The organism is Nocardioides sp. Z50_6 (assembly GCF_058215755.1).
In genome coordinates this window covers 187814-202824 of record NZ_JBZAJB010000004.1, presented here as the reverse complement: position 1 = coordinate 202824, position 15011 = coordinate 187814, and the positions used below count along the sequence as shown (strand labels likewise).

The 15011-nt window shown below is 72.2% G+C and carries 17 protein-coding genes and 2 pseudogenes; 4 read left to right on the top strand and 15 right to left on the bottom strand.

The genetic code is table 11. From position 1 onward, the window contains the following. Positions 1–15: 15 nt before the first annotated feature. From AC4BGE_RS11860 to AC4BGE_RS11850, 3 genes are read right to left on the bottom strand one after another with little or no spacing between them, the layout of a single operon-like run. Positions 16–825: a GNAT family N-acetyltransferase gene (locus AC4BGE_RS11860; protein WP_490575399.1), complete on the bottom strand. Its 810-nt coding sequence runs from the start codon at positions 823–825 to the stop codon at positions 16–18. A gap of 3 nt (positions 826–828) precedes the next feature. Further along, on the bottom strand, positions 829–1185 hold the full coding sequence (locus AC4BGE_RS11855) for a sterol carrier family protein (RefSeq protein ID WP_490570682.1): 357 nt from the start codon (positions 1183–1185) through the stop codon (positions 829–831). A 48-nt stretch (positions 1186–1233) separates the two neighbouring features. After that, positions 1234–1641 (bottom strand): hypothetical protein, encoded by a 408-nt coding sequence (locus tag AC4BGE_RS11850; protein WP_490570683.1) that lies wholly within the window; start codon positions 1639–1641, stop codon positions 1234–1236. A 55-nt stretch (positions 1642–1696) separates the two neighbouring features. Here AC4BGE_RS11850 and AC4BGE_RS11845 point away from each other — a divergent pair, with 55 nt between their 5' ends. Beyond that, positions 1697–1957 carry a hypothetical protein gene (locus tag AC4BGE_RS11845; protein ID WP_490570684.1) on the top strand — a complete coding sequence of 87 codons (261 nt, stop codon included), beginning with the start codon at positions 1697–1699 and terminating at the stop codon, positions 1955–1957. Between the two features lie 15 nt (positions 1958–1972). Here the strand turns inward: AC4BGE_RS11845 and AC4BGE_RS11840 are convergent, their stop codons facing one another. The 3 genes from AC4BGE_RS11840 to AC4BGE_RS11830 are packed head-to-tail and all read right to left on the bottom strand — an operon-like array spanning position 1973 to position 6209. Further along, a complete protein-coding gene (locus AC4BGE_RS11840; RefSeq protein WP_490575398.1) occupies positions 1973–2905 on the bottom strand; it encodes a 2-hydroxyacid dehydrogenase in 933 nt (310 codons plus the stop codon). Positions 2906–2916: 11 nt separating this feature from the next. Beyond that, the gene (gene purL, locus AC4BGE_RS11835; RefSeq protein WP_490575397.1) at positions 2917–5202 is read right to left on the bottom strand and encodes a phosphoribosylformylglycinamidine synthase subunit PurL; all 2286 of its coding nucleotides are present in this window, start codon (positions 5200–5202) and stop codon (positions 2917–2919) included. A gap of 29 nt (positions 5203–5231) precedes the next feature. Then, a complete protein-coding gene (locus AC4BGE_RS11830) occupies positions 5232–6209 on the bottom strand; it encodes a peptidoglycan-binding domain-containing protein (RefSeq protein WP_490575396.1) in 978 nt (325 codons plus the stop codon). 235 nt (positions 6210–6444) lie between these two features. Here AC4BGE_RS11830 and AC4BGE_RS11825 point away from each other — a divergent pair, with 235 nt between their 5' ends. The 3 genes from AC4BGE_RS11825 (at position 6445) to AC4BGE_RS11815 (ending at position 9748) form a co-directional block, all read left to right on the top strand. Beyond that, on the top strand, positions 6445–7902 hold the full coding sequence (locus AC4BGE_RS11825) for a glycoside hydrolase domain-containing protein (RefSeq protein ID WP_490575395.1): 1458 nt from the start codon (positions 6445–6447) through the stop codon (positions 7900–7902). A 110-nt stretch (positions 7903–8012) separates the two neighbouring features. Beyond that, positions 8013–8213: a hypothetical protein gene (locus AC4BGE_RS11820; RefSeq protein ID WP_490575394.1), complete on the top strand. Its 201-nt coding sequence runs from the start codon at positions 8013–8015 to the stop codon at positions 8211–8213. A 185-nt stretch (positions 8214–8398) separates the two neighbouring features. Continuing rightward, a complete protein-coding gene (locus AC4BGE_RS11815) occupies positions 8399–9748 on the top strand; it encodes an MFS transporter (protein WP_490570691.1) in 1350 nt (449 codons plus the stop codon). A 163-nt stretch (positions 9749–9911) separates the two neighbouring features. On the opposite strand, the gene AC4BGE_RS11810 is transcribed toward AC4BGE_RS11815, so the two are convergent. The 9 genes and pseudogenes from AC4BGE_RS11810 to AC4BGE_RS11770 all read right to left on the bottom strand — a co-directional run bounded on the left by AC4BGE_RS11810 (position 9912) and on the right by AC4BGE_RS11770 (position 15009). Beyond that, positions 9912–10316: an SdpA family antimicrobial peptide system protein gene (locus AC4BGE_RS11810; protein ID WP_490575393.1), complete on the bottom strand. Its 405-nt coding sequence runs from the start codon at positions 10314–10316 to the stop codon at positions 9912–9914. 31 nt (positions 10317–10347) lie between these two features. Next, a pseudogene (locus tag AC4BGE_RS11805) lies at positions 10348–10650 on the bottom strand (sporulation delaying protein family toxin); the annotation flags it as partial. A gap of 133 nt (positions 10651–10783) precedes the next feature. Then, positions 10784–11209 carry an SdpI family protein gene (locus AC4BGE_RS11800; protein ID WP_490575392.1) on the bottom strand — a complete coding sequence of 142 codons (426 nt, stop codon included), beginning with the start codon at positions 11207–11209 and terminating at the stop codon, positions 10784–10786. 90 nt (positions 11210–11299) lie between these two features. Then, a pseudogene (locus AC4BGE_RS11795) lies at positions 11300–11785 on the bottom strand (IS5 family transposase); the annotation flags it as partial. Positions 11786–11831: 46 nt separating this feature from the next. Further along, positions 11832–12275: a DUF3817 domain-containing protein gene (locus AC4BGE_RS11790; protein WP_490570695.1), complete on the bottom strand. Its 444-nt coding sequence runs from the start codon at positions 12273–12275 to the stop codon at positions 11832–11834. Beyond that, positions 12272–12940 carry a phosphoribosylformylglycinamidine synthase subunit PurQ gene (gene purQ, locus AC4BGE_RS11785; protein ID WP_490570696.1) on the bottom strand — a complete coding sequence of 223 codons (669 nt, stop codon included), beginning with the start codon at positions 12938–12940 and terminating at the stop codon, positions 12272–12274. Before purQ ends, AC4BGE_RS11790 begins: the two co-directional genes overlap by 4 nt. Next, entirely contained in the window at positions 12937–13230 is a 294-nt protein-coding gene (purS, locus tag AC4BGE_RS11780; protein ID WP_490570697.1) for a phosphoribosylformylglycinamidine synthase subunit PurS, read from the bottom strand. The genes purQ and purS overlap by 4 nt, the downstream gene beginning before the upstream one ends. Positions 13231–13270: 40 nt before the next feature. Beyond that, positions 13271–13453, bottom strand: a complete 183-nt coding sequence (locus AC4BGE_RS11775) for a hypothetical protein (protein ID WP_490575391.1) — start codon at positions 13451–13453, stop codon at positions 13271–13273. Beyond that, on the bottom strand, positions 13453–15009 hold the full coding sequence (locus AC4BGE_RS11770; RefSeq protein ID WP_490575390.1) for a long-chain-fatty-acid--CoA ligase: 1557 nt from the start codon (positions 15007–15009) through the stop codon (positions 13453–13455). Before AC4BGE_RS11770 ends, AC4BGE_RS11775 begins: the two co-directional genes overlap by 1 nt. Positions 15010–15011 lie beyond the last annotated feature (2 nt).

Genomic DNA, 15011 nt, shown 5'->3' with positions numbered 1-15011 from the left:
CCCACCACGATACGTTCAGGGCAGTTGCTCGAGCTCGGTGGTCTGCTCGGTCCCCTCGAAGCCCAGCGACCGGTAGAGCCGGATCGCGTCGTCGTCGGCGTCGGCGACGATCACCAGCCGACCCGCGCCCAGCTCACAGAGCCCGTGCTCGCCGACCCGGTGGACCAGGCTGCCGGCGAGCCCCTGACGGCGGAAGTCGGGGTGGGTCTCCACGACCTGGAAGCGGGCCAGGTCGTGGGTGACCTTGAAGAGGGCTGCGGTGGCGACCAGCCGGTCGTCGAGGAAGGCGCCCCACCGCTGGCCGAGGCCCTGCTGCTCGAGGGCACGCTCGGCGGCGACGCGGCCCCGGGCGTAGGGCTCCACGGTGCGGCGCGACAGCTCGGTGACTGCGAGCGCGAGCGCCACCCGCTGCTCCCAGTCGTCGTCGCCGGCCAGCGGCCGCAGCACGGCGTCGGGGTGCGGGTGGGCCGGCGGCACCAGGGCGGTCGCGGTGAGCGCGACCGAGGTGCTCGCGGTCATCCCGGCGTCCACGAACTCGGCCAGCACCGGGTCGTCGCCGAGCGGCTCGGTGAGGTCGAAGGTGATCGAGCGGTGCCGCGACAGGGGGAACTCGGTGAAGCAGGCCCCCATCACCTCCCGGGCGCCGCCCGGCAGCGGCAGCGCGCGGAGCACCAGGAAGTTGCCCCAGTAGAAGTCGGGGTTGCCAGGGGTGCGGACCACCAGGTGGGTGCCACGGTCCTCCACTTCGGAGCCGCTGCGCTCGAGGAGCGCCAGCTCGGTGCGGAGGTGGAGGGAGCGCAGCGAGAGCACGGGCGAGGTGGGCATGGCTCAATCCTCCACGAGGGGCAGGTAGGGGGTGAGGTCGGCCCGCTGCCCGCTGGCCCGCAGCGAGCCCGCTCCCTCGGCGTCGGCCCAGTGGAGCTTGCCGGTGGCCAGCGCGACCCAGGTGGCGGCGTCCATCTCGACCACCGCGGGCGGGGTGCCGCGGGTGTGCCGGACGCCGGGGATCACCTGCACCGCGGCGTACGGCGGGACCCGCACCTCGACCGAGTTGCCGGGTTCCCGCTCGGCCAGCACCGCCATGAAGTGCTTGGTCAGCAGCTTGAGGTCCGCGGCCGTCGGCTCGGGACGGGCCAGCGCCTCCGCCACGGCTGCGGGGTCGGCTCGGCGGAGTCGGGCGGGCATGGCGTCGACCCTAGCCGTCGGGCCGGGGGGCGGCGCGCGGAGCCCGCGTCAGCTCGCCCGCGCGAGCGGGAAGCCCGCCCGCGCCAGCATCCGCTCGACGCGCTCGCGCTCCAGGTCGTGCAGGGTGCCCGCGGGGAGCTCGCTGAGCCGCTCCTCGAGCTCGAGCACCCGGCACGCGGTGACCAGCACGTCGTCGTAGGCGGCCAGCCAGCCGCGCATCCGGGCGACGGGCGCGCCCGGTGGGGCCTGCTTGATCTCGGTGCCGATGCGCTGGGCGTCCGCCGCGATCCGCTCGATCGGCGGGTTGACCGGCGTGGGCGGCTCCGGGTCGACGAGGTGCAGCGAGCGGCCCACCCGCCGCGCCCGCTCGCGGTAGCGGGCCCAGTCGGCCAGCACCCAGACCAGACCGAGGACGACGGCCAGGACGACCAGCTTGATCACGAGGTCGGTGTCCATGTCTCGATGATGTGTCGTGCGCGGGCGGAGGACAAGGGCTGGCAGGATCGCGGTCGTGACCGCCTTCCTCGCCTGGACCTCGGAGCCGCCCGAGGACCTCGACGGTCCCTGGCTGGAGGCCAGGGAGATCGCGCCCGGACTGCTGGCCATCGAGAGCACCGAGACCCTCTCGGTCGTCTACCACGCCCTGAAGTGGGCGCTGCCGCAGGAGGCGGCCCTCATCGTGGTGCCGGCACCGCAGACGCCGAAGTCGCGCGGGATGGCACCGGGCACCACGACCTGGTTCCGCGAGCGGACGACGCCGCCCGGCCCGTGACCCGGTGGTGACTCGTCAGGCCCCGGCGGGGTCGTGCACCACGTTGCGAAGCGGGCGCCCGGCGACGTAGGCCTCGATCTGGGCGCGCGCCAGGTCCGCCATCCGCGGCAGCATCGCGGTGGTGCCGCCGGCCAGGTGCGGAGTGACCAGCACCCCGGGGGCCGTCCACAGCGGGTGGTCGGGCGGCAACGGCTCCGGGTCGGTGACGTCGAGGGCGAAGGAGAGTCGTCCGGCATGGGCCAGCACGGCCTCGGTGTCGAGCAGCGGCCCGCGGCCGACGTTGACCACCAGCGCACCGTCGGGCAGGCGGGCGAGGAACCCGTCGTCGACCATCCGGCGGGTGTCGTCGGTGAGCGGCAGCACCACCACGACCACGTCCTGGTCCGGCAGCAGGCCGGGCAGCTCCGCGACGCCGTGCACCTCACCGAGCAGGTCGTCGGCCCTCGGGCGGCTCGCCACCGCGGTCACCACGGCCTTGCAGGCGAGCATGCGCTCCGCGATCGCCCGGCCGATGGAGCCGTAGCCCAGCACCAGCACCCGGCTGTCGGCGAGCGAGCGGCGCCCCAGGTCGCGGACCCGCCACTGCCCGCGGTCGCGCACCGCGTCGCCGATCCCCCGCAGGCTGGCCAGGGTGAGCCCGAGCGCCATCTCGGCGGTCGCGTCGTCGTGGACGCCGGTGGCGTTGCACAGCACCACGCCCTCGCCGTGCGCCGGCGACGGCAGCTGCGCGACCATCCCGTCGTAGCCGGCCGACTGCACCTGCACCACCCGCAGGGCGGGGAGGCCGGAGAGGTCCGGGAGCCCACCCGTGTCGTACGGCGCCACCACCAGCTCGACCTCGTCGGCGCGCGGCGGCGGGTCTGCGCCGGCCCAGACCACCACCTCGGCGCCCTCGACCTCGCCCACCGCCTCGCGCAGGGCCGGGGTGGGGAGGACGACGACGGTCATGGCCGGCCCCGTCAGCCCAGCACGGCCGGGAGGGTCGCCGCCCAGGCGTCGCGCAGCTGCGAGACGGGCACGCTGAACTCGCCGTCCACGGTCAGCTCGGCACCGCCGGTGACCCCCAGCCCGGTGAGGCTCACGCCGTGCCGCTCGGCCAGCACCTGCAGGGCCTCGGCCCGGTCGGCGGGTGCGGTGACCAGCACCCGGGCCGCGGACTCGGAGAACAGGGCCACGAAGGGGTCGCCGACCTCGCCCAGCGAGACCTGCGCGCCGATGCCTCGGCCGAACGTCGCCTCGGCCAGCGCCTGGGCCAGGCCCCCGTCGGAGAGGTCGTGCGCGCTGCTCAGCACGCCGCTCCCGACCGCCTCGGCGAGCAGCGCCGCCAGCGCGCGCTCGGCCGCCAGGTCGACGCGCGGCGGGATGCCACCGAGGTGGCCGTGCACGACGTGGGCCCACTCGGAGCCGGAGAGCTCCTCGCGCGTCTCGCCGAGCAGGAAGACCTGCTCGTCCTCGGCGGTGAAGTGGCTCGGCACCCGCTTGGTGACGTCGTCGACCACACCGAGCACCGCCACCACCGGGGTCGGCAGGATGGCGGTCTCGCCGGTCTGGTTGTAGAGGCTCACGTTGCCGCCGGTGACCGGGATCCCCAGCTCGAGGCAGCCGTCCTTGAGGCCGCGGCAGGCCTCGGCGAACTGCCACATCACGTCGGGGTCCTCGGGGCTGCCGAAGTTGAGGCAGTCCGACACCGCGGCCGGGCGGGCCCCGCCGGTGGCGACGTTGCGGTAGCTCTCGGCGAGCGCCAGCTGCGCGCCGGTGTAGGGGTCGAGCTTGGCAAAGCGGCCGTTGCAGTCGGTGGAGACCGCGACACCGAGGTTGGTGTCGGGGTCGATGCGGATCATCCCGCTGTCCGACGGCTGGGCGAGCACCGTGTTGCCGCGCACGTAGCGGTCGTACTGGTCGGTGATCCACGACTTGTCGCAGAGGTTGGGGCTGGCCACCATGCGCAGCAGGGTCTCGCGCAGCTCCTCGCCGCCGGCCGGCCGCGGCAGGGCCTCGGCACCGTCGGCCTGGAGGGCGTCCTGCCAGGACGGACGCGCGAAGGGGCGCTGGTAGGTGGGACCGTCGTGGGCCACGCTGCGCGGCGGGACGTCGACCACCCGCTCGCCGTGCCAGTCGATCTCCAGCCGTCCGGTGTCGGTGACCTCGCCGACCACGACCGCCTCGACGTCCCACTTGGCGCAGATCCCCAGGAAGGTCGCCACGTCCGCGGGCTCGACGACCGCCATCATCCGCTCCTGCGACTCGCTCATCAGGATCTCCTCGGGGGCCAGCGAGGAGTCGCGGAGCGGGACCCGGTCGAGGTGGACGTGCATCCCACCGTCGCCGGCGCTGGCCAGCTCGGAGGTGGCGCAGCTGAGCCCGGCGCCGCCGAGGTCCTGGATGCCGGCGACCACGCCGGCGGCGAAGAGCTCGAGGGTGCACTCGATGAGCAGCTTCTCCATGAAGGGGTCGCCCACCTGGACGCTGGGCCGCTTGGCGGGGCCGGAGCTGCCGTCGTCGTTGGCGTCGAAGGTCTCGCTGGCCAGCACGCTGACCCCGCCGATGCCGTCGCCGCCGGTGCGGGCGCCGTAGAGGATGACCTGGTTGCCGACGCCCGAGGCGTTGGCCAGGTGCAGGTCCTCGTGGCGCAGCACGCCGACGCAGAGAGCGTTGACCAGCGGGTTGCCGAGGTAGGTGGGGTCGAAGACCGCCTCGCCGCCGATGTTGGGCAGCCCCAGGCAGTTGCCGTAGCCGCCGACGCCGGCCACGATCCCGGGGAGCACCCGGTGGGTGTCGTCGGCGTCGAGGGGGCCGAAGCGCAGCGGGTCCATCACCGCGACCGGGCGGGCACCCATCGCCAGGATGTCGCGGACGATGCCGCCGATCCCGGTGGCTGCGCCCTGGTAGGGCTCCACGAACGAGGGGTGGTTGTGGCTCTCCACCTTGAAGGTGACCGCGTAGCCCTGGCCGATGTCGATGACGCCCGCGTTCTCGCCGATGCCCGCCAGCATCTTGCCCGCGGTGGTCTCCTGGGGCAGCTCGCCGAACTGCTTGAGGTGGACCTTGGTGGACTTGTAGGAGCAGTGCTCGCTCCACATCACCGAGTACATCGCCAGCTCGCTGCTGGTCGGACGCCGGCCGAGGATCTCGCGGATGCGCGCGTACTCGTCGGCCTTCAGCCCGAGATCGGACCACGGCTGGGACCGCTCGGGGTCCTGTGCGGCGACGGAAACGGTGTCGAGGTTCTCGAATGCAGCGGCCACGGGCCTCAGCGTAGGCGACCCGGGCGGGGTCACCCGCACGTGCCCAGAAGCACCTTCCAGGTGTCCCGGTCGACCCGACCGGTCACGGGCAGCCCCGCGTCGCGCTGGACGTCGCGGACCAGCGCCTCGGTCTCCGGGCCGAAGGACCCGTCGACGCTCACCTCGAGTCCCACCCCGCTGAGCAGCACCTGGACGTCGGAGACGGCGACGCCGCGGCCCACCCCCGCCCCCTCGACGCCCAACGGCCCCAGGTCGGGGAGCTTGCGGGGGGAGATCAGGCAGGCGCAGGCCAGGCGCGGACCCGCGTCGGGAGCCAGCTGGCGCACGTGCACGTCGCTGCCGCCGATCTCGTCGCGCCGGCGGCACGCCGCCCGGGAGCTCCGGAAGGGCCCCTCGTAGGCGGCGACCGCGCCACTCGTCGCCGAGGCCTCCGCCAGCGCCGCCGCTAGCGCCTCGCAGCTGCGGGGCACGGAGGTCGCAGCCGGCGTCACCAGCACGTACTCACCGGTGCACTCCGCCGGGACGAGATCCTCCGCGGGCCCGCCGTCCTGCTGCTCGGACTCGGGCTTCTCCGACTCCGGCTTCTCCGACTCGAGCGGCGACTCCTCGGACGCGGACTCGGGTGGCGCGGCGGGCAGCCCCGCGCCGGGCTCGACCACCCGGGACGCCGGCTCCCCGACGAGGAAGTGCCAGCCGCCGACCAGCAGGGCCAGCACCACCGCCGTCACGCAGACGGCGCCGAGGATCCTCAGCCCGCGACGTGCCGGCCCGACGGAGCCTCCGTTCCCACTGCTGCCGCCGCTGCCGAGCCCAGCGACCGGGGCGCCCTCACTGGCCGGCACCTGCTCGGTGACGTCCGAGAGACCCGGGTAGACCCGGTCTGCGGTGTCGTCGGCCTCGTCGGGCACCGGGGTCTGGAACCACAGGAGCGCGCCGCAGGTGGCGCACGTGGGCGCCAGCTGCTCGGGGCCACCGCAGTGCGGGCAGGCCGTCGTGAGCCGCTCCATGGTCCCCCCTCACCAGCTCCGGACCGGGTCCGCCCCCGAGGACCGCCGGCTGCGGCGCCGACCCTCCTGCCGGGCGCCGGGCGCCAGCGTAGGTGAGAACCCGGTCCGGGAGCCCGCACGTTCCATCCCCTGAGGCGCGTGGCGGAACTCCCCCGGTGTAGTTCGCGGCGAAGCCTGTGACCAGTGTGACTGCTGAGGTTAGGGTGCCCAGGACTTCCCTCGTTCTGGAGACCTCATGCGCCCCATCCGCCGTCCCGCCCCGCTGACCGCCGGCCTCGCCGCGCTCACCCTCACCGCCGGTCTGCTGGCCGCCGCCTCCCCGATCGCCGGCGCCGACCCGGGTCCGGCCTCTGCCGCCCCGGCTGCCCCGGCCGTCGTGCCGGCCGGCGACCCCGCACGCGCCACCGGCGTGGCGACCGCCGCGAGCGACGGGGCCACCGGCGGGGCCCGGAAGAAGCAGAACGTGGTCACCCCCGGGGACTTCACCGGCTACGGCTTCGACCAGTGCGTCGCCCCCACCCAGAAGGCCATGGACGCCTGGCTGGAGCACTCCCCCTTCCTGGCCGTCGGCATCTACATCTCCGGGGACTCCCGGGCCTGCCGCACCCAGCCCAACCTCAACCCCACCTGGATCGCCACCCAGCTGGCCAAGGGATGGCGCCTGCTGCCGATCGCGCTGGGCCCGCAGGCCTCCTGCGAGCCGCGGTTCCCCCGCTACAAGGACGACTTCAAGATCTCCCCCGCCCCCGGCGACGGCACCTACCCGACGGCGCGCGCCCAGGGCGCCACCGAGGCCGACAAGAACGCCGACGACGCCGCGGCCTACGGGATCACCCCGGGCAGCACCCTGTGGTACGACCTCGAGGGCTTCGACCTCGCCAACACCCACTGCCGGGAGTCCGCGCTGGCGTTCGTCCACGGGTGGGTGGAGCGGATCGAGGCCCGCGGCTACGTGAGCGGGTTCTACTCCAGCGCCGGCTCGGGGATCAAGATGCTCGACGACGCCCGGACCGAGCGGCCCGGACAGTTCCGGCTGCCCCAGCGGATCTGGATCGCCCGGTGGGACGGCCTCGCCAACACCTCCACCACCTACATCGGCGAGGACGGGTGGCGTCCCGGTGGCCGGGTCAAGCAGTACCTCGGCGGTCACAACGAGACGTGGGGCGGCGTCACCATCAACATCGACAGCAACTACCTGGAGCTGGGCCGCGGAAGCGTCGCCGACCCGGAGACCCGGTGCGCCGGGATGCGGACGACCTACCCCCGCTACCACCTGCTCAAGCCGAAGAAGGCGAACCCCAAGCGGGTCAAGATCCTCCAGTGCACCCTGGCCGAGCAGGGCTACTACGCCCACCGGATCAGCGGCAAGTACACCAAGCGGACCCGTGTCGCCGCCATGGCGTTCCAGCAGGCCAAGGGCCTGACCCCCTCGCCGAAGTTCCGCAAGCGTCACTGGGTGGTGCTGCACGCGACCGGCGACGCCCCCGTGCTCAAGGTCGGCTCAGCGGGTGCGGCCGTCTTCCGCCTCCAGCGGGCGCTCAACGCCGCCGGGGCCGGCAAGCTGGCCGGCACCGGGGTCTACGACCTGGCGACCGAGGCAGCCGTCAAGGCCTACCAGGCCCGGCGCGGGATCGCGGCCAGCGGGATCACCAACGCCGCCACCTGGTCGCAGCTGCAGAAGGGCCGCTTCTGAGCGGCGCCTGCGGGCGGACGGGTCGGAGCCAGACCGAGCTCCTCACAGACGGCCGCGACACCCTCTACACCCCGAAGGGCCGCGCGGTCACCCCCGTCACAACAGTCTTCGTGCTCGCCCTGGCGATGTTCTACGCGGCGACCATGACCGTGGCAGGGCGCATCATCGGCGAGATGCTGCACGGCAATGGGTGGGTCTGGGCGCTGGCGGCGGCCGCGCTGTTCGCGGTGGCCGCGCTGGGGCTGGGTGTGCGCGCCGTGCGGTCGGAGGACGGTCCCAGGGGTCTGGACGGGTCCTTCGGCTCCCGATAATCTGCAGCGCCGTACGTTGACCGATTCTCTGAGGTTGCCGTGCTATCACCAGGTGTCTTGCGTGTCCGAGGGAGTACTGCCCGAGCCGGCCGGATCCTTGGCTCCGCCCTGGGCGTACCTGCCGTGGCTGCCCACGACTCGCCCGCCACCGCCGGACCTCCGACCCGATCCCGGCAGGCGCGACCATGAGTGCCACCGGTCAGGAGTTGGCACCGGACGCCAAGCTGCGAGGACGTGCCGCCATCACCCTCGCCGTGGGCGTCGTCGGGCTCGAGTTCGTCTCGGCCGTGTCGACGTTCGTCGCGGGAGCCCTCCTCCCGCTCATCGAGGCCGACCTGGGTGCCGAACGGCAGGTGCCGTTGCTCGTCGCCGGGACGACCATCGGCATGTTCACCGCGCTCCCTCTCGCCTCCCGCATCATCCGCCGCCATTCACCGGCTCGTGTCCTCATGGCGGGACTGGTCCTGTCGGCAGTCGGCTCCGGCGTGGCGGCCGCCGCGCCGACAGCGTGGGCCTTCGCCGGCGGGCGATTCGTGGCGGGATTCGCAGGCGCGGTGCTTGCCGTCTACGGGATCAGCGCAGCGATCAAGCACCTCGAGGACTCGCTGCGCCTCAAGGTGGTCGCGGCGATGTCGGCGATGTGGATCCTGCCCGCCACCGTCGGCCCCTCGCTCACCTTGGCCCTCGAGCACGCCGTCGGGTGGCGCCTGGCGCTGCTGTCGCCCTTGCCCCTCATGATGATCGCGAGGCTGCTGGTCCTGCGGGTGGTCCCGCCGCAGGTACCGGAGTCCACCAAGGAGCGACCCGTGGGCCGCACGTTGCTGGTGCCGCTCGGCGTGACCGCGTTCGTCGTGTTGACCAACTCGCGCTGGTGGTACCTCGCACCGCTCGCTCTGGTGCCTGCTGTGGTCGGCTTCTTGGCGCTGATGCCCGCGGGCACGGCCCGGCTGGTGCGCGGCGCTCCCGCTGCTCTGGCGGGTCTCACCTTGTTCGGAGCCGGCTACTTCGGCGCGAGCAGCCTGATCACTCTGGTGTTCACCCAGACCTTCGGCACCTCGTTGTTCCAAGCGGGCGTCGCCTTGAGCGTGGCACCGATCGCGTGGGCCCTGGGGTCGATGGCCGCCCCCAAGCTGGGCCATGACGGCGCGCCGCCCGGGTACGGCATGACGCTGGCCGCGGCCGGGGTAGCCGCGGTCGGTATCGCTGGCCTGACCGGGTCGTCCTGGGTCGTGGCTCTCGTGGCGTGGACCCTCGTGGGGCTCGGCATCGGTCTGGGCTACCCGGCCCTCTACGTCCGCGCGACCACCTCGGACGGATCCATGACCGCGACCATGCTGGCCGCGGCGGCCATCACGACCGAGTCGTTCGGTGGTCTCGTCGGAAGCACCGCTGCTGGAGGTCTGGGATCCCTGACCGGTGAGCTGGGGCTCGACCGCGCGACCACCTGGTCCCTGGCCCTACTCGGTCTGGCCTGCTTCCTGTCGGCCGCCGCCGTGGCCGCCTCACGGTCGAGGAGCCCTTCGCGCTCAGCGTGATCGCGGAAGGTGAAGGCGACTTTCGCCTGGAGCTCGACGACACCGAGGACTACACCGCGGAACAGGGGGCGGTGATGGAGAACGCGAAGGAAGGGGTAGCCGAAGCGCAGCGCACCTCAACGCCGTCAGCAAGTGACCACCAGCTCCCGCCCACGGCGAGAGCTCACGCGAGACCCTTCCCGGTGGCGCGACGAGAACCCGGGCGGAAGGTGGCCTGGCATACCAGCTCCGCCACCTCAGGGCCTTGGCTGCGTTGGCGGCGGCTCAGACCCCACCAGTTCTGCACCTTGGCCTGGGGTGGGCGGTTGATGTTGACGACCCGGTCCTCGCGCAGCGCGAAGACCACGGCCTCGGATTCGCTGGGCGGCTTGGTGAAGAACGCCCACCCTTGCGGAAGGGTCCCGATCGACGCCCGCCGTGCCGTGCTGCCGTCACGCAGACTCAGCACGTTGCTCGGCAAGGAGAAGAAGATGGACCCGGCGAGGAGGAAGACCACGACGGCAAGCGACACCACGGCGGTGGCCGCCGTGGTGCGCTCGCTCGTTCCTCCGTGGTTGTTCTCGACCACCCGCGCAGTCAGCTGAGTCGAGCGAGGACGTCATGAGCGAGACCAGGTGGTCGCGCTCGAGCTGGGTCTCCTGACCGTCGGAGTCCATCAGGTAGAACCAGGCCAGCACGAGCGTGGCCACGGCGTTGGTGGCCCCTGCCACGTTGGCGTACACGGCGACGTTGGCCGTCACGTAGAGCGTCAGGGCGAAGCAGCCCTTCCACCCGCAGCCCTTCGCGGCGATACGGTTCGAGGGGTCCTCTGTGAGGGCGGCTCGGCTCTGGAGGAAGTCATGGAAGTTGGCCGTGAAGGTGACCAGCGCCGACTCAACGGCCATCGGGTCGCCGGAAGCCATCGCCTTGGCAGTGGCAAGGACCGCAGCGCAACCTGGTCCACGTCCGGCCGGTCCGGGTTGAAACCGAGGAACTGCACGAGGTCCGGGTTCGCCTCTGCCAGCGGGCCGGTGCCCGCGAGGAGAATCTTTGTGCTCATTTCCGCGCTGGAGCGGGCCGTGCAGGCCCGCTCTTTTCTCCCCCATTGGTGATGGCCTGCCGCGCCGCCTTGTTGGCGCGCCGAATAGCGATCCCGAAAAGGACCACGACTGTTGCGGCGGCGACCGCGCAGACGGCAGTGAACGCCGCCGTGGGCTCCCCATCCGACGAGGCCTGCCAGAACGCCAGTGGCGCCGCGAGGCCCAGACCCGTGACGGCCGCGGTCAGCAGCGCGGGCTGGGCGGCGTCATGGCCGGCCTTCCACGCGCCGTCTGAAGCGAGAGTCGCCTTGGTCTTGATGCCGGCGAGCCGGTTAGGCCCCATGCCGCTTGTTGCGCCGACCTGAGTCAAGACGAACTGCAGCAGGCAAACGACTGACAGTGCTGCTGTGACAGTGAGCAGCGGAATGTACGCAGAAGTCATACCAGTTTCCCCCCGAGAGCTGGACGTCGCGGAGGACGGTATCGACACCGATCGGGCCGCGCCAGCATCCCGCTCAGACTGGGTGTGTCCCTATTGGGGCGCCGTCACCCCCCGGTCCACCAGAACCAGCTCGAGCCGGTCGGCGACGCCCTGCCGGGCCAGGTGCTCCAGCATCACCTCACTGGCCCGGTTCTCGTGGGTAGAGGCGGGCACGACCACTGCGGCCACCGGGAGTCCCGTCACGTCGACTGCGACGACGCGCTTGGCGCCCTCGGTTCGGCCGTAGGGTCCGCCACGGTCGTGGAAGGTGAGCCCACCGTTTGAGGCGCCGCGGGCCAGGTGGGTGTCGATGACGACCATCGACGGTGTCTCGTCGGTCCTGCCGTCCTCGATACGTGCGGCCGCGTGCAGAACCGTCAGGGCCCGCGCCCAGGTGCCGTTGCGCGACCACCGGCGGAACTGCGACCAGACTCGCGTCCATGGACCGAACGACGCCGGGAGGTAGCGCCACTGACACCCGGTCCGGGCGATGTAGAGCATGGCGTCCACCACGATTCGCAGGTCATCGGCATGCTTGCGGCCGCGCCTACTCGGTCACTACCCGTGCAATAGGGACACCCAGTCAGACCGGCGGGCCGGCGAACATCGCGCCGGCGAAGAGCACCGCGACCGCGGCGACGCCGACCACGACGCCCTGGAGCGGCTTGCGCACCAGCCAGGCGGCGAGCTTCTCCAGGACACCGGCCGGCTCCTCGGCGCGGAGCCGCCAGGTGTCGCCGAGCAGCCCCTGCTTCTCGGCGTGCGCCTCGAACGGGACGGTGACGAACGGCGGCACCGCGGACAGCAGCCCGAGCACCAGCTGACGCAGCGACCAGCGCTGGTCGACCCAGAGCAGCACGGTGGTCAGGCAGTAGGCGATGAAGACCGCCCCGTGCAGCATGCCGCCGATCCGCACCCCGAGCTCGGTGGTGTCGGTGACGTACTTGAGGAACATGCCGCCCAGCAGCAGCGCCCAGGTCACGGCCTCGGCGCGGGCGACGGCCCGGTAGAGAGTGGTGGGACTCATGCGAAGACGCTTTCCGCGAGACTGGTGAAGAAGCCGAGCCCGTCGGTGCCGGGACCGCAGAGGTCCTCCACCGCGTGCTCGGGGTGGGGCATCAGGCCGACGACGTTGCCACGCTCGTTGGTGACGCCCGCGATGGCGTTGACCGACCCGTTGGGGTTGGGCCCCAGGTAGCGGGCGACCACGCGCCCCTCACCCTCCAGCCGCTCGACCGTGGCGGCGTCGGCGACGTAGTTGCCCTCGCCGTTCTTGAGGGTGATGGTGACCTCCTGGCCCGCCGCGTAGGACGCGGTCCATGGAGTGCGGTCGTTCTCGATCCGGAGCCGCTGGTCGCGGCAGACGAAGCGCTGGGCCTCGTTGCGGATCAGGGCCCCGGGAAGCAGGTGGGACTCGCAGAGGATCTGGAAGCCGTTGCAGATGCCGAGCACCGGCATCCCGCGCTCCGCCGCCGCGACGACCTCGGTCATCACCGGCGCGAACCGGGAGATCGCGCCGCAGCGCAGGTAGTCGCCGTAGGAGAAGCCGCCCGGCAGCACGACCGCGTCGACACCGCGCAGGTCGGCGTCGCCGTGCCAGAGCGCGACCGCCTCGTGGCCGCCGAGCCGGACGGCACGCTGGGCGTCGACGTCGTCGAGGCTGCCGGGGAAGGTGACGACGCCGACCTTCATCGGGTGGCCTCCGTGGCGACCTGGCCGGCGACCTGGGCGACGGTGTGCTCCTCGACGTGGACCTCGAAGTCCTCGATGACCGGGTTGGACAGCAGCGTCTCGGCCATCCGGCGGACCTCCTCGAGCACCGCCTCGGTGATCTCGCCGTCGACCGTGAGCTCGAAGCGCTTGCCCTGGCGCACCTCGCTGACCCCGGAGAACCCGAGCCTCGGGAGGGCGCCGTGGACGGCCTTGCCCTGGGGGTCGAGGATCTCGGGCTTGGGCATGACGTCGACGACGACTGTGGCCACGGGGCAGCTCCTGGTCAGCGGGGGAAGTCCGCCCTCGAGTCTATCGGGGTCCCTTGGCCGCGACGTAGACGAGGGCGACGCCGAGACCGGCCAGCGCGGGCCCGAGCGTGGCCCGGAAGTCCCGCTCCGCGGTCTCGCCGATCCAGCCGAGACCCTGCGCGGTCCACAACGCCCCGGCCACCACCATCAGCAGCCCGAGGACCACCGCCATCCCACGACCCATCAGTCGAGCTCGCGCTTGAGGATCTTGCCCGTCGCGGTCATCGGCAGCGAGTCCCGGAACTCCACGATCCGCGGGTACTTGTAGGCCGCCATCTGCTCCTTGCCCCAGGCGACCAGCTCGTCCTCGGTGAGGCTCGCTCCCGGGTTGAGGATCACCACGGCCTTGATCTCCTCGCCGTGGCTGTCGTGCGGGACGCCGATCACCGCGGCGAGCGAGACGTCGGGGTGGGTGAGCAGGACCTCCTCGATCTCGCGCGGGTAGACGTTGAAGCCGCCCCGGATGATCATGTCCTTCGACCGGTCGACGATGTAGTACCAGCCGTCCTCGTCGCGCCGGGCCAGGTCGCCGGTGCGGAACCACCCGTCCTTCAGCGCCTCGGCGGTGGCGTCGGGGCGGCCGTAGTAGCCCTTCATCACGTTGGGGCCCTTGATCGCGATCTCGCCGATCTCGCCCTCCGCGTCGGTCCAGACCCCCGGCTCGGAGTCGATGAGCCTCATCTCGACGCCGGGGATGGCCGGGCCGATCGAGCCGACCCGCGCGGCCTCGCCGTAGACCGAGAAGCTGGCCACCGGCGAGGTCTCGGAGAGCCCGTAGCCCTCCAGGATGGTGACGCCGAAGCGCCGCTCGAACTCCTTGTGCACCTCCACCGGCAGCGCCGCGCCGCCGGAGACCGCGACCCGCAGGTGGGCGGCGAGCTCCTTGGCGTCGACACCGGCGTCGTCCAGGGCGCCGAGCATCCCCCAGAACATGGTGGGCACGCCCGCGAAGAAGGTGATCTTCTCCTTGGCCATCAGCTGCAGTGCGGCCTCCGCCTCGAAGCGGGGCAGCAGCACCACGGTGCCGCCGTAGGCGAAGGCGCCGTTCTGGATGACGGTCTGGCCGAAGGAGTGGAAGAGGGGCAGCACGCACAGGTAGGTGTCGGGCCGCTCGTGGTCGGCATTGAAGAGCTCCTTGCCGGCCAGCGCGTTGGAGAGCATGTTGCTGTGCCGCAGCTCGGCGCCCTTGGGCTGGCCGGTGGTGCCGGAGGTGTAGAGGATGACCGCGGTGTCGTCGTCGTCGACCTCGACGGAGCGGAACTCCGGCGACTGGGTCGCCATCGCCTGGGCCATCGTCTCGACGCCCTCGAGGGGCGAGTCGGCGCCGAGGTCGGCGGTGATGACGAAGAAGTGCTCGCAGCCGTCGGTGGCCTCGAAGCCCTCGTGGCCCGCCTGGGCCATCGGCAGCTCCGGGGTGCCCTCGAAGCAGAAGTAGGCCTTCGCGTCGGAGTCGGCCAGGTGGTAGGCGACCTCGCGGCCCTTGAGCAGGACGTTGAGCGGGACGACGGTCGCGCCGGCCTTGAGGATGCCGAAGTAGACGATCGTGAAGTAGGGCAGGTTGGGGCAGCTCAGCGCCACCTTGTCGCCGGGCCGGATGCCGCGCGAGACCAGCAGGTTGGCGCACATGTTGGCGAACTGGTCGACCTGGGCGTAGGTCAGCCGGGTGTCTCCCAGCACCACCGCGTCACGGTCGGGGTGCTCGGCTACGGAGCCTTCGAGGAGGGACGCGAGATTCGTCATGA